This is a genomic window from Streptomyces sp. NBC_01471 (assembly GCF_041438865.1).
GTDB lineage: Bacteria > Actinomycetota > Actinomycetes > Streptomycetales > Streptomycetaceae > Streptomyces.
Window position 1 is genome coordinate 3,995,975 of the sequence record NZ_CP109450.1, and the last position, 21,300, is coordinate 4,017,274.

At 70.7% G+C, this 21,300-nt stretch carries 17 protein-coding genes, 1 tRNA gene and 1 pseudogene; 13 read left to right on the forward strand and 6 right to left on the reverse strand.

The annotated features are described in order from the left end of the window. Window positions 1-48 precede the first annotated feature (48 nt). Window positions 49-642 (reverse strand): ATP-binding protein, encoded by a 594-nt coding sequence (locus OG285_RS17535; protein ID WP_356826927.1) that lies wholly within the window; start codon window positions 640-642, stop codon window positions 49-51. Window positions 643-850: 208 nt separating this feature from the next. Further along, window positions 851-1,657: a glycerophosphodiester phosphodiesterase gene (locus OG285_RS17540; RefSeq protein ID WP_356826855.1), complete on the reverse strand. Its 807-nt coding sequence runs from the start codon at window positions 1,655-1,657 to the stop codon at window positions 851-853. Window positions 1,658-1,955: 298 nt separating this feature from the next. On the opposite strand from OG285_RS17540, the gene OG285_RS17545 reads away from it, so the two are divergent. Next, the gene (locus OG285_RS17545; RefSeq protein WP_371791491.1) at window positions 1,956-3,377 is read left to right on the forward strand and encodes a S1C family serine protease; all 1,422 of its coding nucleotides are present in this window, start codon (window positions 1,956-1,958) and stop codon (window positions 3,375-3,377) included. A gap of 43 nt (window positions 3,378-3,420) precedes the next feature. Further along, a tRNA-Ser gene (locus OG285_RS17550) sits at window positions 3,421-3,505 on the forward strand. A gap of 237 nt (window positions 3,506-3,742) precedes the next feature. Here the strand turns inward: OG285_RS17550 and OG285_RS17555 are convergent. Then, entirely contained in the window at window positions 3,743-4,039 is a 297-nt protein-coding gene (locus tag OG285_RS17555) for a hypothetical protein (RefSeq protein WP_371791492.1), read from the reverse strand. Between the two features lie 54 nt (window positions 4,040-4,093). On the opposite strand from OG285_RS17555, the gene OG285_RS17560 reads away from it, so the two are divergent. Beyond that, window positions 4,094-4,567 carry a DUF4157 domain-containing protein gene (locus OG285_RS17560; protein WP_356826858.1) on the forward strand — a complete coding sequence of 158 codons (474 nt, stop codon included), beginning with the start codon at window positions 4,094-4,096 and terminating at the stop codon, window positions 4,565-4,567. 187 nt (window positions 4,568-4,754) lie between these two features. Here the strand turns inward: OG285_RS17560 and OG285_RS17565 are convergent, their stop codons facing one another. Continuing rightward, the gene (locus OG285_RS17565; protein WP_356826859.1) at window positions 4,755-5,915 is read right to left on the reverse strand and encodes a phosphodiester glycosidase family protein; all 1,161 of its coding nucleotides are present in this window, start codon (window positions 5,913-5,915) and stop codon (window positions 4,755-4,757) included. A gap of 220 nt (window positions 5,916-6,135) precedes the next feature. On the opposite strand from OG285_RS17565, the gene OG285_RS17570 reads away from it, so the two are divergent. Then, the gene (locus OG285_RS17570; protein WP_356826860.1) at window positions 6,136-6,597 is read left to right on the forward strand and encodes a DUF6344 domain-containing protein; all 462 of its coding nucleotides are present in this window, start codon (window positions 6,136-6,138) and stop codon (window positions 6,595-6,597) included. A 241-nt stretch (window positions 6,598-6,838) separates the two neighbouring features. On the opposite strand, the gene OG285_RS17575 is transcribed toward OG285_RS17570, so the two are convergent. Further along, the gene (locus tag OG285_RS17575; RefSeq protein ID WP_371791493.1) at window positions 6,839-7,717 is read right to left on the reverse strand and encodes a bifunctional DNA primase/polymerase; all 879 of its coding nucleotides are present in this window, start codon (window positions 7,715-7,717) and stop codon (window positions 6,839-6,841) included. Between the two features lie 322 nt (window positions 7,718-8,039). On the opposite strand from OG285_RS17575, the gene OG285_RS17580 reads away from it, so the two are divergent. From OG285_RS17580 to OG285_RS17620, 9 genes and pseudogenes are all read left to right on the forward strand, one after another. Further along, the gene (locus OG285_RS17580; protein WP_327296549.1) at window positions 8,040-8,345 is read left to right on the forward strand and encodes a hypothetical protein; all 306 of its coding nucleotides are present in this window, start codon (window positions 8,040-8,042) and stop codon (window positions 8,343-8,345) included. Window positions 8,346-8,566: 221 nt separating this feature from the next. After that, on the forward strand, window positions 8,567-9,754 hold the full coding sequence (locus OG285_RS17585; RefSeq protein WP_371791494.1) for an acyl-CoA dehydrogenase family protein: 1,188 nt from the start codon (window positions 8,567-8,569) through the stop codon (window positions 9,752-9,754). Window positions 9,755-9,873: 119 nt separating this feature from the next. Next, complete coding sequence (locus tag OG285_RS17590) at window positions 9,874-10,890, forward strand: bifunctional MaoC family dehydratase N-terminal/OB-fold nucleic acid binding domain-containing protein (protein WP_371793560.1); 1,017 nt, start codon at window positions 9,874-9,876, stop codon at window positions 10,888-10,890. A 1-nt stretch (window position 10,891) separates the two neighbouring features. Then, window positions 10,892-11,944 (forward strand): acyl-CoA dehydrogenase family protein, encoded by a 1,053-nt coding sequence (locus tag OG285_RS17595; protein WP_371791495.1) that lies wholly within the window; start codon window positions 10,892-10,894, stop codon window positions 11,942-11,944. Continuing rightward, window positions 11,941-12,321 (forward strand): annotated as a pseudogene (locus OG285_RS17600) (MaoC family dehydratase); the annotation flags it as partial. The gene OG285_RS17595 and the pseudogene OG285_RS17600, both read left to right, overlap by 4 nt. 140 nt (window positions 12,322-12,461) lie before the next feature. Next, window positions 12,462-13,628, forward strand: a complete 1,167-nt coding sequence (locus OG285_RS17605) for a lipid-transfer protein (RefSeq protein ID WP_356826864.1) — start codon at window positions 12,462-12,464, stop codon at window positions 13,626-13,628. Window positions 13,629-13,682: 54 nt separating this feature from the next. Beyond that, window positions 13,683-14,615, forward strand: a complete 933-nt coding sequence (locus OG285_RS17610) for a DUF1906 domain-containing protein (protein WP_371791496.1) — start codon at window positions 13,683-13,685, stop codon at window positions 14,613-14,615. A gap of 212 nt (window positions 14,616-14,827) precedes the next feature. Beyond that, entirely contained in the window at window positions 14,828-15,364 is a 537-nt protein-coding gene (locus OG285_RS17615; protein WP_356826866.1) for a SigE family RNA polymerase sigma factor, read from the forward strand. A 142-nt stretch (window positions 15,365-15,506) separates the two neighbouring features. Further along, window positions 15,507-17,156, forward strand: a complete 1,650-nt coding sequence (locus OG285_RS17620; RefSeq protein ID WP_356826867.1) for a long-chain fatty acid--CoA ligase — start codon at window positions 15,507-15,509, stop codon at window positions 17,154-17,156. Between the two features lie 70 nt (window positions 17,157-17,226). Here OG285_RS17620 and OG285_RS17625 read toward each other — a convergent pair whose 3' ends face one another. Further along, window positions 17,227-21,294 carry a PAS domain-containing protein gene (locus OG285_RS17625; protein ID WP_371791497.1) on the reverse strand — a complete coding sequence of 1,356 codons (4,068 nt, stop codon included), beginning with the start codon at window positions 21,292-21,294 and terminating at the stop codon, window positions 17,227-17,229. Between the last annotated feature and the right edge of the window lie 6 nt (window positions 21,295-21,300).

Sequence of the window (21,300 nt, forward strand, 5' to 3'; positions counted from 1 at the left end):
TCCCCACCCGTCCGGTGCCAGAAGCCGTCCGGCACCGGAGCAGTCGACTCAGTCGAGGACGTCCGAGACCGAGACGTCAGGGAAGTCGGCGACGTCCGCGAACTCCGCGAAGCCCGCGGCAGCCGACACCGCCGGGACGGCGGCGACGGCGGGTGCCGGGAAGTCCGGCCCGGCGGCGGGTCCGCCCGCGGTGAAGTCCTCGCGACGGGCCCCGGTGACGAGCACCCAGACGGTCACTTCGCCCGACGCGTCGTCCCGTACGCCCCACTCCTGGGCCAGCGCACTGATGATGTTGAGTCCGCGGCCGCCCCGTGCCGTGACCGAGGGAGTGGCCGGAACCGGTCGGGTCGGACCGCCCCCGTCCGTCACTTCCACGGTCAGTCTGCCTGCCTTGTCCACGTGCCAAGCGGCGCGAACGTCACCGTCGCCGATCTCTGTCCGGCCCAGCGGCCTGCCGTGCCGGCAGGCGTTGCTGAGCAGTTCGGAAAGGATCAGTACGGCGTCGTCGACGACCGAGTCGGACACTCCGGTCCTGCGCAGCTGATCGCGCATCCGGTGTCTCGCTTCCCCCACGCCCGCAGGGCCATGGGGTACGGCCATGCTCGACGACGCGGGCACTTCCTGTGCCACCACCAACGCCACCCCCGAGACCTCCTTTGCCCCCACGCCACCGATTGGATGCCCCGGTGCACTGGACCGGAAACCGGCCAAAGGGGGCCCGGTGACGCACTCGACGTGCTCGAATACGGACCGAACGCGCCGGTGCACTCCCTGTGACCGCATTAATCGGGATTGAACCGGATTGAAAGCGACTAATGAGCTACAGGCGGCTAATGAGGACTAATCGCCCCTAAGAGCGACCCAGTTGGGACAGGACCTGTTTCGGACGGTTCGTGATGATTGCGTCCACGCCCAGTTCGGCGCAGAGCGCGACGTCCTCGGGCTCGTTCACCGTCCACACATGCACCTGGTGTCCGGCCCGGTGCAGCCTTTCGACGTAGCCGGGGTGGCTGCGCACGATCCGCATGCCGGGGCCGGCGATCCCGGCGCCGGCGGGCAGCCGGCCGTCACGCAGCCGCGGTGAGAGGAACTGCAGCAGGTAGACGGTGGGGATGGCGGGCGCGGCGGCGGCGACCCGGTGCAGCGAACGGGCCGAGAAGCTCATGATCCGCACGGGCGACGAATCACCCGGCGACGGCGAGTCCAGACCGAAACGGGCCAGTGACGCGAGCAGCTTCTCCTCGACCTGGCCCGCCCACCGGGTGGGGTGCTTGGTCTCGATGGCCAGCTCCACCCGGCGGCCCGAGTCGGCGACCAGCTCCAGGAGCCGGTCCAGGGTGAGTACGGACGTACTCTCGCGGTCCCAGTCCGGGGACTCCTCCGGGTCCTTCCAGTCCCGCCAGGACCCGAAGTCGAGGGCGGCGAGATCGGACAGCTCCAGGGCGGAGACCGCGCCGCGGCCGTCGGACGTGCGGTTCACCCGGCGGTCGTGCACACAGACGAGATGGCCGTCCGCGGTGAGCCGCACATCGCATTCGAGGGCGTCGGCGCCGTCCTCGATGGCACGCGTGTACGCGGCGAGGGTGTGCTCGGGAGCGTCCTCGGACGCTCCTCGGTGAGCGACGACCTGGATGCTGTGCTGTCGTACGTGGGTCACCGCGTCATGGTGCCACCGCTGCGGGGTAGGCGAACGCAGAAGGGTACGGGCAGGTGTGTGAAGGTGCAGGCGTCTCACCCCTTCACCCCTTCTCATCCTTCTCATCCGAAATAAAGGATGTGCGGGAAGGGGGCGGGGAGAAGTTCAGTGGGGACACCCCAGTAGGACAACCCACTGAGAAGACGAAGATGCACAGCTCCCGCTTACAGTGCCCCGACGTGCTGTGGGAAAAGCTGTCCGCAGACACTTGCACAGCGGGACTCTGACCGAGACGACGTGGAACCGAGGAGAAAGAGCTGTGAGCACCGAGAACGAGGGCACCGAGGGCACGGCGGCCGAGACCGCACCACCCGCCCCGTCCGCACCTCCCGTGCCGGTTGCCGCTCCTGAGGGCACGCCCGCTTCCGCCACCGAAGCCACTGCGCAGCTCCCCGGGCCGGTGCCCACCAGCACGCCCGAACCCGTCCGGGCCGCGGACGCCGGCTGGCCCCCGCCGCCGTCCCTCCCGGCGTACGGGGGCGGCGGCAACGGCGGATACGGGAACGGCGGCGGCCCCGTATGGGGTGCGCCCGTACCGGCTCCGCCCGCCGCGCCGAAGAAGCGCGCGGGCGGTCTCATCGCCGCGGTGGTCGTCGCGGCGCTGGTCGCGGGCGGTATCGGTGGCGGCATCGGGTACTTCGCCGCCGAGCACAGCGACAACGCCACGGGCTCGACGACCGTGTCGGCTCCCGGCAAGGCGCAGGAGGTCAAGCGCTCGCCGAACACCGTGGCGGGGATCGCCGCCAAGGCGCTGCCGAGTGTGGTGACCATAGAGGCGAAGAGCGGCAACGGCGACGGTGGCACCGGCACCGGCTTCATCTATGACACCCAGGGCCACATCCTCACCAACAACCACGTGGTGGCGGAGGCGGCCGACGGGGGCACCCTGACGGCGACGTTCTCCAACGGCAAGAAGTACGACGCCGAGGTGGTCGGCCGGGCGCAGGGCTACGACGTGGCCGTGGTCAAGCTCAAGAACGCTCCCTCCGGGCTGACCCCGCTCGCGCTGGGCAACTCCGACCAGGTGGCCGTCGGCGACTCGACGATCGCGATCGGTGCGCCGTTCGGTCTGTCCAACACGGTGACGACCGGCATCATCAGCGCGAAGAACCGCCCGGTCGCCTCGGGTGACGGTTCGGGCAGCAAGGCCTCGTACATGAGCGCCCTGCAGACCGACGCCTCGATCAACCCGGGCAACTCGGGCGGCCCCCTGCTCGACGACCGCGGTGCGGTCATCGGCATCAACTCGGCCATCCAGTCGGCCAGCAGCGGCAGCCTCGGCGGCGGCGATTCGCAGGCGGGCTCGATCGGCCTGGGCTTCGCCATCCCGATCAGCCAGGCGAAGAACGTCGCCCAGCAGCTGATCAAGACCGGCCAGCCGGTCTACCCGGTGATCGGTGCCACGGTCGCCATGGACGAGCAGGGCAACGGCGCCAAGATCTCCGACCAGGGTGCGAGCGGCACGGACTCGGTCACGCCCAACGGCCCCGCGGCCAAGGCCGGCCTCAAGCCCGGCGATGTGATCACCAAGCTGGACGGCACGGCGATCGACAGCGGCCCGACCCTGATCGGCACGATCTGGACGCACAAGCCGGGCGACAAGGTCCAGCTCACCTACAAGCGCGACGGCAAGGAGCACTCGGTCGAGGTCACCCTGGGCCAGCGCAAGGGCGACAGCTGACGCGCTAGTCTGGTTCCCGCACCACCCCGGCGGGGTGGTGCGGGGTGGGTTGCCCGAGCGGCCTAAGGGAACGGTCTTGAAAACCGTCGTGGCGAGAGTCACCGTGGGTTCAAATCCCACACCCACCGCTTGCAGGTGTACGGAAGGCCCCTGACCGGTAACTCGGTCGGGGGCCTTACTCGTTGGCGCTGCCGGTCCGGCGCTGCCCGCCGGTACCGACGTCGACCGGGCCCGGCAGGCGTTCCGCATGTTCTGTGTCCGTTCGGTCACCGAGTCTGCCCCTGTGTCCCTGGAATCTTCTCGGTTCTCCGAGTAAGAGTGAAGGCTGGTTGGCTTGCCTCGATCCTGAAGGAATGAACATGGCCTCAAACCGGGAAGCAGACCGGAAAGCCGGGAAAAACCCCACGTCCCAACGTGAGCGTGCAGCTTCCGCCCGACCGGCTCTTCCGGGGATCCTCGGCCTGCAGCGCAGGGTCGGAAATGCTGCAGTCGTCCAGATGCTCCGTCAGGCCGGTCACCCGGCGGCAGAGGATCGGCACCAGCACGGCCCCGGGTGCGCTCATCAGCCGGAGGGGGCCCAGGTGCAGCGGTCCGCGAGCGGCCATGCCGTCGCCCGCTCCCTTCAGGAGGAGCAGCACGCTCACGGTGCCGGCTGCGGTCACGAAGGCACGCAGGACACCGGGCCGGCTGAACAACTGGGCCTGCTCAATGCCGCCATGTCCTCCACGAGTCGTCCGCTGCCCGCACCGCTGCGCAAGGAGGCGGAGTCGTTCTACCAGAACGACCTCTCCTCCGCCCGCCTCCACGACGGCCCGGTGGCTCAGCGTGCCACTACGGCGATGGGGGCTCAGGCCATGACGGTCGGCACTCACATCTTCCTGCCTCCGGAGGCCCTGGGGAACATGTCGCTCATGGGCCACGAACTCGGTCACGTCAGCGAGAATCTCAAGGGCACCCGCGAGACGGGCGACACCAACAGTGCCGGGGTCACCGTCACCGACCCCAACCAGAACTCCGAGCAGAAGGCGGAAAGGGACGGGGCCGCCTTCGCCGCAAGTGTGGGGAGCGCCCCATCCGTCGTCGCCCAGAGAGCGGTGGATGAAGTACTGGACGACACCGTCCAGCGTGCCGTCCCCGGTGGCGCGGCCGATGAGGCTGTTGAGCGAAAGGACGAGGAAGCGGCGGGGTAGCGGCACGAGGGGGAACAAGCGGGACAAGAACGGAGTCCACAGCGGTGTCGCGGGGCAGAGGGCCGGACGCCGGGACAGGGGCGCCACGCGGGTGCTGACCGGAAGGGGCATCTCGGCGTCTCCGCGTCTCCGCGTCGCCGTTTCTCCGCGTCGCCGTTCCTCCGATGGGGAAGTGCCCCTTCCGCTTTCAGCGCGCGTACACCGCCACGAAGTCCCGCGTCGCCTGGTTGTAGTAACGGTCCGGCGGGTTCTCGAAGTCCAGGATGTTGGTCGGCTTCGGGTCGGCGGGGTCGGTCCTGCCGTCGTAGCTCATGAAGGACGGCCAGGCCCGGTTCATGTCCAGCGGCATCGCGCGTACCGCTCCGGCGCGCTGCATCAGGTCCGCGAGCGTGTGGGCCGTGAGCGCCTGGCCGACCACCATGATCACGTCACCCTTGGCGGTGACGCCCACGCCCGAGCGTTCCACGAACATTTTGCTCTGGTCGGTGGCGCCCCACTTGGAGTCGTTGTCGATGTCCGGGACGACCTTCCCGCCGTCGACCATCAGCTCCAGGCACTGGCGTACGCCGACGACGTCCGGTGTCATCCGCACGTCGCGGCCCCAGACGCCGAGCTTCATCGAGCCGTCGCGGTAGAAGACCTCGGAGGCCGCGCCGTCGCGGAGCGATCCCACGGTTCGGCCGTTGAGGTAGAAGCCGCCGTTGGAGCCACCGTCGGAGACCTTGAAGCCGCCGTTCCAGGTGGCGACGAGTCCGGTGCGCTGCCCCTTGGGGACGTTCGGCGGGACCGAGAAGCTGCCGCCGGGTTCCCGCACGCCCGGGTGGAGCTGGAAGCGGGCGTTCTTCGTGCTGATCCAGGCCACGGCCGATTCGTACGACGTGTGCTCCGCGTCGGGCCGCACGTATGTCCCCTGCACGATCGGCCGTCCCTTGCTGTCGCTGGCCAGCGTGCGGTAGACGCCCTCGCCCTTGAGCGCCGGTGAGACGAGCGGGTGCATCGGGGCGCGCAGCGGTACCTCGGGGTGGGTGCCGTGCGGGGGCGCCTGGGCGGCGGCGGTCTGGTTCATACGGGCCTGGGCGTCGGCCGACAGGGCGCCGCCGACCTTCGGTGGGTCGAGGTCGTACCTGACGTTCTCCAGTTTGTCGACCACGACGCCCAGCGAGTGCTCGCGGGCCCAGCCCGCGAGCCGTGCAGCCGTGCTGTCGTCGCCCGGGTAGGTCAGGGCCCCGCCGACGGACCAGCCGAGGGCTCCGACGCAGACCAGAAGGGCCGCGAGCACCGCGCGGGTGGCCTTCCTGCGGGGGCGCAGGCGGCGCCTCCTGGGGCCGGGATCCGTTGCCTGGGACATGACGCTCCTTCACCTGACGCGCACTCATCTGACGTCCCATCGGAACCCGTCAACGGGAATCCGCCCAGCCGGGAGGGGCCAACCGGGTGGTGTTCATCGGAAGAACACCACTTTCTGTGCGTTGATCCCTATCTGTCCCGACCCCATCCGCATGATGTGAAAAGTACGTAGAACGTCCCACCGTAAAAACTGCGGTAGAGCACAGAAATGAGGGGTCGTCATGACCAGCCAGGCCAAGAAGGTGTGGGCCGCCTTCACCACCGCGTTCTTCGCGCTCGTCGCGATGCTCGGATTCTCCACTTCTACTCGCGCCGCCGCTGCCGTACCCGCCGGTGCCGCCGCCCCGGTTCCCGCCGGCCTGACGGGCCGCACTGTCCGTACGACGGGCGTTCCCGCCGTGCGAACGGCTCCGGATGCCGCGGCACCGGCTCCGGCTCCGGCTCCGGCATCGACCCCGGGATCGACTCCGGTATCGGCTCCGGTCACCGTCGAACCGGCGCAGGTCGCCTGGTGGGCGCTGCCCAAGGACCGTGCGCTGCCCCCGACCATCAAGCAGCGCATCCGCGCCGAAGCACACGGGTCCACGCCCAGCACGCGGCACCTCCCGCTCGACACCGACGCCTCGTCGGATGAAGCGGTCGCGGACGCCGCGGTCGGCGAAGCGGTTCTTCAGCCGGCCTGATCGTGCGACCGATGCTGTGGGTCCGAACCAGCCGCACAGGCTCCCGGGACCGCACGGATCGACTCGAAGGCCGCACAGATCGCGCGGACCGCATGGATCGCACAGGCCATGCAGACCGCAGGGACCACGGGCACCGCATGAGTCACGCAGGCCATGCAGGCCGCAAAGACCACGTGCACCGCACAGGTCGCAAGGACCGCACGGAGCAAGCAGGCCACGCAGGTCGCGCAGGCCACACCGATCAAGCAGGCCGCACCGATCGCGGTGCGGGCATCGTCAGGCGGGCTGCCGAGGCGATGGTGGCACGGGCTTCATGCTCGGTGAGTCCGGTACGGACAGCCGCACGGGTGAGCCGGTCGGCGAGTTGGTCGCCGAAACCGTTCTCGTAGGCGCGGCAGGCGGCCCAGAACAGACGGGTGTTGCGCTGCCCCTCATGGGCGGCGAGTACGAAGTGCACCAGGCCATGGCCCTGAGCGGGCCGGCCGGTGGAGTACGGGGAACGCTCAGGAGGCGTGAGCAGACGGAGCAGAGCACGAGGACAGGGCGCGGGCGTCAGATGTGCCGTGCCGGGAGCGAGGCGGTAGACACCGTGGGCCGTGAGTGAACCGGGCCCCACGAGATAACCACCGGCGCCCCGGATGTCGATGCCGGGAGCGAGCCGGCTCACCGAGTTGGGGACGACCCTGTCGGGTGGTCCGGTCAGCCAGAGATGGCTGCCGCCGCTCGGGGTGAGCACGGTGACGGTTTCCGGGATCGTGAACAGATGCTTGAGCGCGAGGCGTTGCAGAGCGGCCGTGGAGTCGGTCTCCGCCTTGGTGTCGAGGTCGATGCCGATCAGATGGTGCGGCGGCCGGCCGCAGGCGATGCCGTAACCGGTGGCCCAGGGGGCGGCGGCGAACAGCGCGCGCACGGCTGCGGGGTCGGCCGTGGCGTCGTGGACGCCGTGTCCCGTACGGCCACAGGCGCCGCGACAGCGGACCGGGCCGGCTTCCCCGTGATGCGGCGAGGGGATCGCCGGGAGCTTGGTGCGGGACAGGGGGATGACGGGGAGCCCGAGCTCGGCGGCGGAGAGCGCGTGGGCGAGGGCCAGGGTGGCGTCGTGCCTGTCGATGGCGGCCATGTGTTCATTATCGTGCATGTGTTCGAATAGGGAAAGTGGGGCGGAAAGCTCTTTCGCGCCCCGCCCGGAAGAAGTGCAGGAACGCTTCACCTCCTGGGGCGCCCGGGTTCTCCGGGTGGGCAGCGGTCGCTGCGCAGGTTCGTGTCGTGATGGGGGTTTATCGACTTAACGTCACGCTTGCGAGGGAATCAGGGCTTCCAGGCTGGTTCGGCGGGGGTCTGGTGGGCAACTCTGATCTCGCGACAGTCGTGAATCACTTCGCCGGGGCGGTCGGCCAACTGCCCCGGAAACAGCCGCACTTCTGGTTCCTGGAGGAAATGACATGGCACACATCCGTACCGTTCGCGTCCTTGCCGCCGTCGCCGCCCTGCCGCTGGCAGCGGCCCTCTTCACAGGTGTGGCAACCGCGGACAACGGTGCTGTCGCGGGCAGCGGATCCAACGCCAGTGTTGCCGGGGTCGTCGGCAGTGGCGTCGGGCACAACAACAACGGCAACTCGACCACCACGCAGCAGGTTGCCACTGGCTCCGGCGCGTCGAACCAGAACAGCACGGCGAGTGTGAACGGCTCGGCGTTCACCTCGATCGACCAGGCCCACTACACGGTGAACTTCACGCGGCTCTGGTGACATCCGGCCCGATGGGGGTCGGGATCGTGGGGGTCGTGCGGGAACCGCACGCGTACTGCACAGGGTGAGTGAACGTCCGGGCGACGGTGCTGAGGCATCGCCGCCCGGGCGGTTTTCTGCGTGCTGCTGCGGCAGTTGGGGCCGGGCTCCGGTCTTGACACCCGACCTGTATCTGACGGACAGTCAGAAACCCTGATCCGGATGCCAGGGAGGCCGCCGACGTGCACCTCGCCCCGACGGAGAGGCAGTTGGAACTCCGTGCCGAACTCCGTGCCTATTTCAGTGAAGTGATGCGACAAGGGCCGGGAGCCGGGGGTGACCCCCCTCCGGGCCCCGGCGCACACGCCGCGGAACAGCGGGCGCTGCTGCGACGCGTCGGAGCCGACGGGATGCTGGGGCTGGGCTGGCCCGTCGAGTACGGAGGCAGGGGGCGCGGCCCCGATGAGCAGTTCGTCTTCTTCGACGAGGCGTACCGCGCGGGTGTGCCCGTCTCGATGGTCACGCTGAACACCGTCGGCCCGACGCTGATGAAGTACGGGACGCCGGAGCAGAAGGACTACTTCCTGCCGCGCATTCTGTCCGGCGACGTCGTCTTCGCGATCGGCTACAGCGAGCCGTCGGCCGGTACTGATCTCGCCTCGCTGCGCACGCGCGCGGTGCGGGACGGCGACACGTGGGTGATCGACGGGCAGAAGGTCTTCACGTCCAACGCCCAGAACGCCGACTGGATCTGGCTCGCCTGCCGGACTGATCCGGATGCGCCCAAGCACCGCGGTATTTCGATCGTGCTGGTGCCGACGGACGCCCCCGGCTTCTCGTGGACCCCGATCGAGACGGTGGGCGGCCAGACCACGACCGCCACGTACTACGACGGGATCCGGGTGCCTGCGGGGAACCTGGTCGGCGCCGAGAACGCGGGCTGGAAGCTGATCACCAACCAGCTCAACCATGAGCGGGTGGCGCTGGCCGCGATCGGTATGCAGGCGGAGGACTGCTATGCGGAGGTCCTGGCGTACGCCCGCACACCCGACCCGGAGACCGGCGTACGACCGGCCGACCGCGCGTGGATCAGGGCGCGGCTCGCGGAGGTGCACGCCCGGCTCGCGGCCGTCAGATTGCTCAACTGGCGGCTGGTCGGGGACGTCGGAGCCGGGACTCTCGCGCCGGGCGACGCAAGTGGGGTCAAGTTTCTGGGAACCGAGAGCGCCGTAGAGGTGTATCGAATGTGTCAGGAAATTGCGGGGGAGACGGCGCTGATCCGGGCGGGGGCTCCGGGGGCTTTCGGGGACGGGGAGCTGGAGCGGATGAACCGGGCGGCGCAGATCAACACATTCGGGGGCGGGGTGAGCGAGGTGCAGCGGGAGATCGTCGCGACGATGCGACTCGGGATGAGGAGCCGGAAGAGGTGAGCGGTGAGGTGGTGAGGGACGGGACGGTGAACGGCGGTGCGGTCAGCGGCGGTGTGGTGAACGCCGGTGCGGTCAGCGGTGGGGCGGTCAGCCGTGCGGAGCCGAGCGGCAGGGATCGGCTGTACGAGCGGCTGAAGGCGTACGAGGGGCGACCGGCCGCGACCTCGGGAGTGGGCAAGGACACGGTCAACGAGGCGATGATCAGGCACTGGTGCGAGGCGATGGGGGACGTGAGCCCGGCCTATCCGGCTGTCGCGCCGCCCACCATGCTCCAGGCGTGGACGATGGGAGGGCTCTCGGGGCATACGGGCAGGACCGCCGCCTACGACGAGCTCTTCGCCCTGCTGGACGGTGCGGGCTGCACGGCGGTCGTGGCGACCGACTGCGAACAGGAGTATCTGCGGGATCTGCGGCCCGGCGACCGGATCACCTTCGACGCGGTGATCGAGTCGGTCTCCGAGCGCAAGAAGACCGCGTTGGGGACCGGGTATTTCGTCACCACACGGATGGACGTCCGGGGCGAGGGCCAGCTGGCGGGGACGCACCGCTTCCGGATCCTCAAGTACGCGCCTGCGGCGGGGGCGAGGACACCGGCTGAGGTCGGCGCCGAGTCCGGCGGCACGGCTGCCACCGGGTCCCGCAGCACGGTCGCTTCTGATTCTGGTCGTACGGCCGACGGCGCGGCCCCGGGCGGGACGACGGGCGGGGCGAAGGGCGCGCGGGCGGGGCGGCCGGGGGCGAGGCGGCCGCGCCCGGTGGTCAACCGGGACAATGCCGGGTTCTGGGACGGAGTGGCCCGCCACCAGCTGCTGATCCAGCGGTGCACGTCCTGTTCGGCGCTGCGGTTTCCCTGGCTGCCGGGCTGCAACGCGTGCGGGTCGCCCCAGTGGGACACGATCGCGGCGAGCGGGGCCGGGACGGTCTACTCGTACGTGGTCATGCACCATCCGGCCTTTCCGGCCTTCGATCCGCCCTATGCGGTGGGCCTGATCGAGCTGGCCGAGGGGGTGCGCATGGTGAGCAACGTGATCGGAGTGCCGTACGACAAGGTGCGGGTCGGTCTGCCCGTGAGCCTTGAATTCCTGCGGGTGGAGGAGGACGTGGAGCTGCCGGTGTTCAGGGGAGGCGGGGGCTGACATGGACTTCACACCGACGGAGGAGCAGGAAGCCGCACGGGACCTGGCCGCACGGATCTTCTCGGACCTGGCCACGCACGAGCGGCTGACAGCGGCCGGCACCGGGACGGACGCCGAGTTGTGGAAGGCGCTGGGCGCGGCGGGGCTGGTGGCCGCGGCCGAGGAGACGGGGTTGCTCGGCCTGGTGCTGCTCCTGGAGGAGCAGGGCCGGTCCACGGCCCAGGTCCCCTTCACCGCGACCTGTGTGTACGGGCTGCTGGCGGTCACCGCCCATGGCACGGACGAGCAGCGCGGGAGACTGCTGCCCGGGCTGCGGGAGGGAACGGCGGTCGCGACGGGTGCGTTCCCGGCACGGGGAGGCGTACGGGCCGATGCGGACGGCAGGCTGAGCGGGATCGTGCCGTTCGTGCCGTGGCTGCGGGACGCCACTCTGGTCCTGGTCGCCGACCAGGATCTCGGGCTCTGGCTGGTACGGGTGGCGGACGCGCGGACAGACCGGGTGGAGAGCACCGCGCCCTGGTCGGGAGGACGGCTGACCCTGTCCGGTACGCCGGCCGAGGCGCTGGGCGGTCCGGGCGCGTATCAGCAGGTGCTGGCCGTGGCGCGGATCGCGTTCGCGGGGCTCCAGGCTGGTGTCTGCGCGGGTTCGCTCGCGCGGGCCGTCTCGTACACCTCGGAGCGGGAGCAGTTCGGGCGGCCGCTCTCCACCAACCAGGGGGTGCTGCTGCGGGCGGCGGACGCGTACATGGACACCGAGGCGATACGGGTCACGGCGTACGAGGCGGCCTGGCGGCACGACGAGGGACTGCCGTTCGCCACCCATGCGCTCAACGCGGCGTGGTGGGCGTCGGAGGCGGGCAAGCGGGTCGTGCACGCGGGCCAGCATCTGCACGGTGGGCTGGGATCCGACCTCGAACATCCGGTGCACCGGCACTTCCTATGGGGGCGGCAGCTCGACGCGTATCTGGGCTGCGGCAGCGAAGTGCTGGACGAGTTGGGCACGTTGCTGGTGGACGGTGACGCGGGAACCGCAGAGATGGAGGAGCCGGTATGAGAGTCGGCGATGAACTGGCGCCGTTGGAGATCCCGATCACCCGCACGCTGATCGTCGCGGGCGCGGTCGCCTCCCGCGACTACCAGGACGTCCACCACGATGCCGAGGCCGCGAGGGAGAAGGGCTCCCCGGACATCTTCATGAACATCCTCACGACCAACGGACTGGTCGGCAGATACATCACCGACCATTTCGGCCCCGGATACAAGCTGCGCAAGGTCGCGATCCGGCTCGGGGCTCCCAACTATCCGGGAGACACCATGGTGTTGACGGGCACGGTCACTGCGGTGGAGGGGGACGAAGCGGAGGTTCGGATCGTCGGCACCAACGGGAAGGGCCGCCATGTCACAGGCAGCGTGACCGTCACAGCTTCGGGTGCGGAGGGGAGCACGAGCGCGGAAGAGGCTGCGGATGGGTGCGATGCCGTGAGTACCGGCCCCACCGCCAGCTCCGGCTCCGGCCTCACCACCGGTCCCACCACCGGCTCCGGTGCGGATTCCGGGAGCGGGGTGGCCGCGTGAGCAGGAGCAGGCCCGACTCGCTCGGCGGGAAGGCCGCCATCGCCGGCATCGGTGCGACCGAGTTCTCGAAGGACTCCGGACGCAGCGAGCTCAAACTCGCCGTGGAAGCGGTCCATGCGGCCCTCGACGACGCGGGTCTCACCCCCGCCGACGTGGACGGTCTGGTCACCTTCACCATGGACACCAGCCCCGAGATCACGGTCGCCCAGGCCGCCGGGATCGGGGAACTCTCCTTCTTCTCCCGCATCCACTATGGCGGCGGCGCCGCCTGTGCCACGGTGCAGCAGGCCGCGCTCGCCGTCGCTGCCGGAGTGGCGGACGTGGTCGTCTGCTACCGGGCATTCAACGAGCGCTCCGGGCGGAGGTTCGGCTCGGGGGTCCAGCACAGGGAGCCGTCGGCCGAGGGGGCGGCGCTCGGCTGGGCACTGCCGTTCGGGCTGCTCACGCCCGCCTCCTGGGTGGCGATGGCCGCCCAGCGGTATCTGCACACGTACGGCCTCTCGTCGGAGGCGTTCGGTCATGTCGCGGTGACCGACCGCCGGTATGCGGCGCGCAACCCTGCGGCGTACTTCTACGAGAAGCCGATCACCCTCGCCGATCACGCCGCCTCGCGGTGGATCGTGGAGCCGCTGCGGCTGCTCGACTGCTGCCAGGAGACCGATGGGGGACAGGCGATCGTCGTCACCAGCGCCGAGCGCGCCCGTGATCTGCGCCGTCCGCCGGCGGTGATCGTTGCTGCGGCGCAGGGGGCGGGCCGGGCACAGGAGCAGATGACCAGTTTCTACCGGGACGATCTCAGCGGGCTGCCCGAGATGAACGTGGTGGCCCGGCAGCTCTGGCAGACGTCCGGTCTGCGGCCGTCCGACATCGACGTGGGCATCCTCTACGACCACTTCACTCCGTTCGTGCTGATGCAACTGGAGGAGTTCGGCTTCTGCTCCCCGGGCGAGGCGGCGTCCTTCGTCGCGGAGGACGCGCTCCCGCTGAACACCCATGGCGGCCAGTTGGGGGAGGCGTATCTGCACGGCATGAACGGCATAGCGGAAGGCGTACGGCAGGTGCGCGGCACCTCGGTGAACCAGATACCCGGTGCGGCCACGACCCTCGTCACCGCGGGTACCGGCGTACCCACATCCGGGCTCATCCTCGGCACGGACGGCTGACACTGCGGCGTGGGTCCTGGGCGGTCCGGGCCGGCGGGCCGTTCACTGCGCCCTATGCAACGACAAAAGATGTTCTTGTCCCATCTTCTCGGCGCGGCCGCCCTCCTGCTGCTCGCGGCTCCGGTCGCGGACGCCGCACCGGACGTCACCGCTCCCCCACCCGGCACGCAGGCCGGTCGGGCAACCGGCACCCGGGCCGGCGCCCAGAGCGGTGCCCGGACCGGTGAGAGGGGTGCCGTGACCCCGGCGTCGGCTGTCGCCGCCGACACCGACCGGTTCGACGGCTATGGGTTCGACACCTGCGTCACCCCGTCCCTGGACACGATGCGTGCCTGGAAGTCGTCCCCGTACCGGAGCATCGGCGTCTACTACGGGGGCCGGGGCCGGGGCTGTCCGAACCAGCCCGAGCTCAGCAAGAGCTGGGTGTCGAGCGTGTACGGGATGGGCTGGAAGGTCCTTCCGGTGTACGTCGGCTCGCAGTCGCCGTGTGTGGCGGCCGAGGGCAAACGGAAGGTCACGATCGGCTCCGACCCGGCCGGCCAGGGAGCGGACGAGGCACACGACGCGGTCGAGCGGGCCGGGGCGCTCGGCATGGTGAAGGGCTCGCCGCTCTATCTGGACATGGAGGCGTACGACCAGAGCGACGGCGACTGCGCCGACACGACCCTCTCCTACATCCGCTCCTGGGACCGCGAGGTGGCCCGCCTCGGCTACGTCTCCGGCTTCTACAGCAGCTCGGACTCCGGGGTGGCGCAGCTCGGGGCGGAGCGCAGGGCGGGTACGTCGGACCTGCCATCGGTGATGTGGTTCGCCCGCTGGAACGGCAAACCCTCGGTGACCGGGGAGTCGTCCCTCCGGAGCCAGGACTGGTCGCCGCATCTGCGGATCCACCAGTACGCGGGTGATGTGACGGAGGAGCACGGCGGCCAGGAACTCAACATCGACCGGAACCGGGTCGACGCCCCGGTGGCCCGCATCGCCGACTAGCGCACCTGCCGGACCGGACTGCTTTTCCCCGGTGCCTCACCCGGTGCCCTCCCCGGAATCCTCCCCCGGTCCGGCACCGGAACCCCGACGAGGGGAGCCCGTCCTCCACCTTCAGGAGGTGGAGGTACCACCCCTCCTACAACCTGAGGGGGATTCGCCTTCGGCACCTCTGGGCGATCTGCTCACGGTGGTTCGGCTCCTAGCGTGGAGCTATGACCACGCCAGTCTGTACCAGCGCAGCGAAGGTGGCGACGCCGTACTCGTCGTTCGCCACCTACATGCGCGCCCGGGGGCCCGTTCTGCTGCGTACCGCCCGTTCGCTGACCGCCAATCCGAGTGATGCCGAGGATCTGCTGCAGACCGCGCTGACCAAGACCTATGTCGCGTGGGAGCGGATCGAGGACCATCGCGCGCTGGACGGTTATGTCCGGCGGGCGCTGCTGAACACCCGCACGTCGCAGTGGCGCAAGCGCAAGGTCGACGAGTTCGCCTGCGACGACCTGCCCGAGCCGGGGACCGCGCCCGCGCCCGATGCCGCCGAGCAGCAGGCGCTGCGTGACGCGATGTGGCACGCGGTGATGAAGCTCCCCGACCGGCAGCGGGCCATGCTGGTGCTCCGCTACTACGAGGACCTCAGCGAGCAGCAGACCGCCGAGGTGCTCGGGGTCTCGATCGGTACGGTCAAGAGCGCGGTCTCCCGAGCCCTCGGCAAGCTGCGCGAGGACCCGGAGCTGTCCCCCGTCTGCTGAGTCCGCCTGCTGACTCCGTCTGCTGAGCCGGCCCATGTCAGCGGATTTCCTGAGGACGGGTAGTGACATACCGAGTGGTATGTGCGCAGAATTGCGGCACATTACTCAGGCGTAGGCAACGCTGCCCCACCAGGAGGACGCCGTGCTGAGCACGATGCAGGACGTACCGCTGACAGTGACCCGCATGCTGGTGCACGGGACTCTGGTGCACGGGGACTCTCACATCACCACCTGGACCGGCGACAGTCAGCACCCGCAGCGCCGTTCCTTCCGCGAGGCGGGTACCCGCGCGGTCCAGCTCGCCAACGCCCTGCGCGACGACCTCGGAGTAACCGAGGGAAGTGTGGTGGGGACGTTGATGTGGAACAACGCCGAGCACGTGGAGGCGTACTTCGCCGTCCCGTCCATGGGCGCCGTTCTGCACACCCTCAACATCCGGCTCCCCGCCGAGCAGCTGATCTGGATCGTCAACCACGCGGCCGACCGCGTGATCATCGTCAACGGCTCACTGCTGCCCCTCCTCGCGCCCCTGCTGCCGGACCTGCCGACCGTCGAGCACGTGGTGGTGAGCGGCCCGGGCGACCGCTCGCTGCTCGCCGGGGCCACAGCGGCCGTGCACGAGTACGAGGAACTGATCGCGGACCGCCCCACGACATTCGACTGGCCCGAGATCGACGAACGACAGGCCGCCGCCCTCTGCTACACCTCGGGCACCACCGGCGAGCCCAAGGGCGTCGTCTACTCGCACCGCTCGATCTACCTGCACTCCATGCAGGTCAACTCGGCGCAGTCGATGGGGCTCACCGACCAGGACACGACGCTCGTGGTCGTGCCGCAGTTTCATGTCAACGCCTGGGGTCTGCCGCACGCGACCTTCATGTCGGGCATCAACATGCTGATGCCCGACCGTTTCCTGCAGCCCGCGCCGCTCGCCGAGATGATCGAGCAGGAGAAGCCGACGCACGCCGCGGCCGTGCCCACCATCTGGCAGGGGCTGCTGGCCGAGGTGACCGCCCATCCACGCGACCTGAGCTCGATGAAGAGGGTCACCATCGGCGGCGCGGCCTGCCCGCCCGCGCTGATGGAGGCGTACGACAAGCTGGGGGTCCGGCTCTGCCACGCCTGGGGCATGACGGAGACCTCGCCGCTGGGGACGACGTCCAACCCGCCCGCCGGGCTGACCCCGGAGGAGGAGTGGCCTTACCGCGTCACGCAGGGCCGCTTTCCCGTCGGCATCGAGGCACGCCTGGCCGGACCGGGCGGCGGCATCCTGCCCTGGGACGGCGAGTCGGCCGGCGAGCTGGAGGTCCGTGGGCCGTGGATCGCCGGTGCGTACTACGGCGGCGCGGGCGGCGAGAACTTCCGGCCCGCCGACAAGTTCAGCGCCGACGGCTGGCTGAAGACCGGCGATGTCGGCGTCATCAGCCCCGACGGCTTCCTGACGCTCACCGACCGCGCCAAGGACGTCATCAAGTCCGGCGGAGAGTGGATTTCGAGCGTCGACCTGGAGAACGCGATCATGGCGCATCCTGCGGTCGCCGAGGCCGCGGTGGTGGCCGTACCGGACGAGAAGTGGGGCGAACGGCCACTCGCGACGGTCGTGCTGAAGGAGGGCGAGAGCGTCGGGTACGAGGAGCTCAGGGCCTTCCTCGCCCAGTCCGTCGCCAAGTGGCAGCTGCCGGAGCGGTGGGCGATCGTGCCGTCCGTGCCGAAGACGTCGGTCGGGAAGTTCGACAAGAAGGTGATCAGGAAGCAGTACGCGGACGGCGAGTTGGACGCGACCCAGCTCTGACCCCTGCCTCTGCCCCGGCCGGCCCGGTCCATGGCCGGCGGGGGCCCTGCCTGAACCGGCTCCGTCCGTCTCAGTTGGTGCCGATCTTCGCCAGCAGGTCGACGATCCGGCCCTGGACCTCGGTGCTGGTGGAGCGTTCTGCCAGGAACAGCACGGTCTCGCCCGAGGCGAGTCCGGGCAGTTCGGACGCGTCCATCCCGGCCGACGTGTAGACGACCAGCGGGGTGCGGTTCAACTGTCCGTTCGCGCGGAGCCAGTCGACGATCCCGGCCCGGCGGCGGCGCACCTGCATCAGGTCCATCACCACCAGGTTCGGCCGCATCTGGGCGGCCAGGGTGACGGCCTCCGCGTCCGTACCGGCCCGGGCCACCTGCATACCGCGCCGCTCCAGCGTCTCCGTCAGGGCGAGCGCGATCTCCTCGTGCTGCTCGATCAGCAGGACGCGCGACGGGTGCTGCTCGGTGTCGCGCGGGGCCAGTGCCTTCAACAGGACGGCTGGATCGGCCCCGTAGGCCGTCTCCCGGGTCGCCTGCCCGAGCCCCGCCGTCACGAGGACGGGCACCTCGGCCGCCACCGCGGCCTGGCGCAGGGACTGCAGCGCCTTACGGGTGATCGGTCCGGTCAGCGGGTCGACGAAGAGCGCTGCGGGGAACGCGGCGATCTGGGCGTCGACCTCCTCCCGGGAGTGCACGATCACCGGGCGGTAACCGCGGTCGCTCAGTGCCTGCTGGGTGGAGACGTCGGGCGCGGGCCAGACGAGCAGCCGGCGCGGGTTGTCGAGCGGCTCGGGAGGCAGCTCGTCATCGACGGGCTGCGGCTGAGGCCGGTTGGACACCTCGACGGCACCACCGGGGCCGTCCAGCGGCTCGGGCCCTTCCGATCCCTCGTCGGGGGCGCCTATGGCGTACGAACGGCCCTCCGACTGGGGCGAAAGACGCTGCTGAGACTGCTGTTTGGGCAGCGACTGCGGAGACTTCTGCGCCTGTTGGGGAAGCTGGGGGGCCTGAGCCTGCTGGGCCTGCTGGGGGGCCTGAGCCTGCTGGTTCGCCCCCTGAGGCGCGTGCCCCTGCGGGAGGCGAGCCTGCGGCTGGTGCCCCTGCGGGGAGTGATTCGGCTGCGGTGCGCCCTGCTGCGGTGCGCCCTGCTCCCCGGTGGTCTGCGGATGCGGCCGGGCGGCCGGTTCGGGGCGTTCGCCCTCCGGCGGGGCCGCGAGCTTGCGCCGCCGGCCGGAACCCAGCGAGTGCGGCTGGTTCTGCGCAACGATCTGTTCGGCGAACGGCACGCCCTGGCCGAGTGTGCGCACGCTTATGGCACGTCCCTGCGTGCCGTCGGCGGGGACCGGCTCCTCGGCGGGCAGCGGCTGGCCCGCGCCCCTGTCGGCGACCGGCCGCTCGGTGACGGAGGGCCAGCCCTCGGGCGACGCGTACAGCGTGCCGTCCTTCGCCACCTCCTCGCTCGCCCCCGGATGGTGCTGCGGCGCGAACGGATCGGTCCCGGAATGCCCGGCTGTCCGTACGGAGTCGTGGCGGCCCGGCACCGAAGCGCCCGGCCCCATCGAACCGATCGGCCCCATCGAACCGTCGGCCGGCACGGGCGCCGCTTGCGGCTGTTCCTGTACGCGGTCGGCTTCCGCGGGAGGAAGCGCGAACGGCGTACGCGGGCGCTCGGCCTCCGCCGCCGCGGCTGAAGCGGTTGCCAGAGCCCGGCGTGCCCGGCGGCCGGGGGGCGGTGTCTGTGTCTGGCCCGGCTGACCGTGTGCCGAGGTCCCCGGCTGCGGTGCGGCGGGTGCGGGTCCCAGGGCGGGGCGGGCGTTCTCGATCTCGCGCACGCCCTCGGGGCGCCGCGCACGCCGTCCGGAGGGCGCCGGCGCATCTGCCGGTACGCCCTGCGGCGGTACGGTCGCCCCGCGCTGTGCGTGCCCCGTACCGGGCGCGCTCGCCCGGGCGTTCTCGGCGGAGGTCACCACGGACCCCTCCGACGGCAGTCCGCCGGCGCCCGCGGCCCCGTCCACCGGTTCCGTCCGCCCGCGCCTGCGGCCCGTCCCGCTCTCACCGGCGCTGTTCTCCTGCGCGGGAATCGCCGGGCCGGGACGGCCTGCGGCCGGTCCGCCCGCGGCGCCCGCTCCCGCAGGACCCACACCGGAAGCGCCCGCGTGCGTCCCGTCCGTACGGGCCGCACCCTGAGCCGTCCCCGCGGCGCCCCCCGGAGCAGGAGCCGACGACTGAGCAGGAACAGGAACAGGAACAGGTGCAGACGCAGCAGACGCAGGAGCCGCAGGAGCCGCACCGGGACCGGCTTCCCCACGACGCGCCCTGCGGCGCCCCGTGGGCGGCTCCGGCGCACCGGCACCCGTGGCGTCTGCCGGGCTCGCGCCCCCGTCGCCACCGGCGCCATCCAGGAACGCGTCGGTGGACGAGCGCCTGCCCCGTCGCCGCCCGCCGCCCGATGCGGCGTTCGGCTGGTTCGTCCCGTCGGGCGCCGGACCGTCTGCCTCCGACGCGTCGGAGGCCGCAGCGGCCGGAGCCACCGTCCCGGAACCGCCCCCGAGGGGCAGCTCCAGAACGTACGCACTGCCGGTCGTCCCCGGCACCTCATGGGTCTGGAGCACGCCACCGTGCGCCCGGACGATCCCGCGCACGATCGGTTCGTGCACCGGGTCGCCGCCGCCGAACGGCCCGCGCACCTCGATCCGTACGACCTTGCCGCGCTGCGCGGCGGCCACCACGATCGTCGAGTCCACATAGGCGCCGCCGGGGGCGACCCGCGCCTTGCCCGTGGCGTCCACGCCGGCCACATCGGCGATCAGATGCGCGAGCGCGGTCGCCAGCCGCCCCCCGTCGACCTCGGCCTCTATGGGCGGCGCGTGCACCGCGAACTGCACCCGGCCGGGGCCGATCAGCTCGACCGCGCCCTCCACACCCGCTGCCACCACGGCGTCGAGCATGACCTTCGTCCTGGTCAGCTCCTCCGTTCCGGCGGCGAGCCGCTGGAAGCCGAGCACGCTGTCGACGAGCGTGGTCATCCGCGCGTAACCGGCGGCCAGATGGTGCAGGATCTGGTTGGCCTCGGGCCACAACTGACCTGCCGGGTCGGCGGCGAGCGTGCCCAGTTCGGCCCGGAGCTCCTCCAGCGGCCCGCGCAGCGCGTCGCCGAGCACGGCGGTCAGCTGCTGCTGCCGCTCTTCGAGCGCCTCGTACTGCTCCGCCCGCGCCGACAGCTCGGCCGCGTGCTGCTCGTCCCGGGCCGCGAGCTCGTCCGTGTGCCGCGCCTCGGCGGCGGCGTTCCGCTCGTCCTTGGCCCGGAGTTCGGCGGCGTGCTGCTTCGCCTGCTTCTCGTAAGGGCGGCGGTCCGCGAAGGTCAGCACCGCGCCGACGAGCTGCTCGCCGTCCCGGACCGGCGCCGTGGTCAGGTCGACCGGTACGGGGCTGCCGTCCTTCGCCCACAGCACCTGCCCGCGCACCCGGTGCTTGCGCCCGGACCTGAGCGTGTCGGCGAGGGCGCTCTCGTCGTACGGGAAGGGCTCACCGTCGGCGCGGGAGTGCTGCACCAGCGGGTGCAGCTCCCTGCCGCCGAGGTCGCTCGCCCGGAAGCCGAGGATCTGCGCGACGGAGGGGTTGACGAGTACGACGCGCCCGTCGGTGTCGGTGCCCACGACGCCCTCGGACGCCGCGCGCAGAATCATCTCGGTCTGCCGCTGCGAACGGGCCAGTTCGGCCTCGGTGTCGACGGTGCCCGACAGATCCCGTACGACGAGCATCAGCAGCTCGTCACCGGTGAATCCGCCACCGTAGGAGTCGTAGGCCTCCCGGCCGTCCTCCAGGTTCGCGCTGGTCACCTCGACGGGGAACTCGGCGCCGTCGGTACGCCGCGCGAGCATCCGCGTCGGCTTGGTCCTGCCCTGCTCGTCCGCGCCTTCGGGCCGCCGCATCGAGCCCGGAATCAGCCGCGAGTCGAACTCCGGCAGCAGATCGAGCAGTCCCCGGCCGACGAGCGCCGTGCCCGGCGTTTCGAAGGCGTCGAGGGCGATGGAGTTGGCGTTGACGACCGTTCCGTTGCAATTGACGAGCAACAGCCCGTCCGGGAGGGCGTCAAGTATGGCTGCGAGGCGAGCAGCGCCTCGGGATGGCCTGCTGCTCACGACGAC

What these genes read in the sequence shown, in the direction of transcription:
- OG285_RS17560 (WP_356826858.1), top strand. Translation starts at nt 4,094, where the DNA reads ATGTCCTCCACGAGTCGTCCGCTGCCCGCACCGCTGCGCAAGGAGGCG.
- OG285_RS17565 (WP_356826859.1), bottom strand. Translation starts at nt 5,915, where the DNA reads ATGTCCCAGGCAACGGATCCCGGCCCCAGGAGGCGCCGCCTGCGCCCC.
- OG285_RS17570 (WP_356826860.1), top strand. Translation starts at nt 6,136, where the DNA reads ATGACCAGCCAGGCCAAGAAGGTGTGGGCCGCCTTCACCACCGCGTTC.
- OG285_RS17575 (WP_371791493.1), bottom strand. Translation starts at nt 7,717, where the DNA reads ATGGCCGCCATCGACAGGCACGACGCCACCCTGGCCCTCGCCCACGCG.
- OG285_RS17580 (WP_327296549.1), top strand. Translation starts at nt 8,040, where the DNA reads ATGGCACACATCCGTACCGTTCGCGTCCTTGCCGCCGTCGCCGCCCTG.
- OG285_RS17595 (WP_371791495.1), top strand. Translation starts at nt 10,892, where the DNA reads ATGGACTTCACACCGACGGAGGAGCAGGAAGCCGCACGGGACCTGGCC.
- OG285_RS17610 (WP_371791496.1), top strand. Translation starts at nt 13,683, where the DNA reads ATGCAACGACAAAAGATGTTCTTGTCCCATCTTCTCGGCGCGGCCGCC.
- OG285_RS17615 (WP_356826866.1), top strand. Translation starts at nt 14,828, where the DNA reads ATGACCACGCCAGTCTGTACCAGCGCAGCGAAGGTGGCGACGCCGTAC.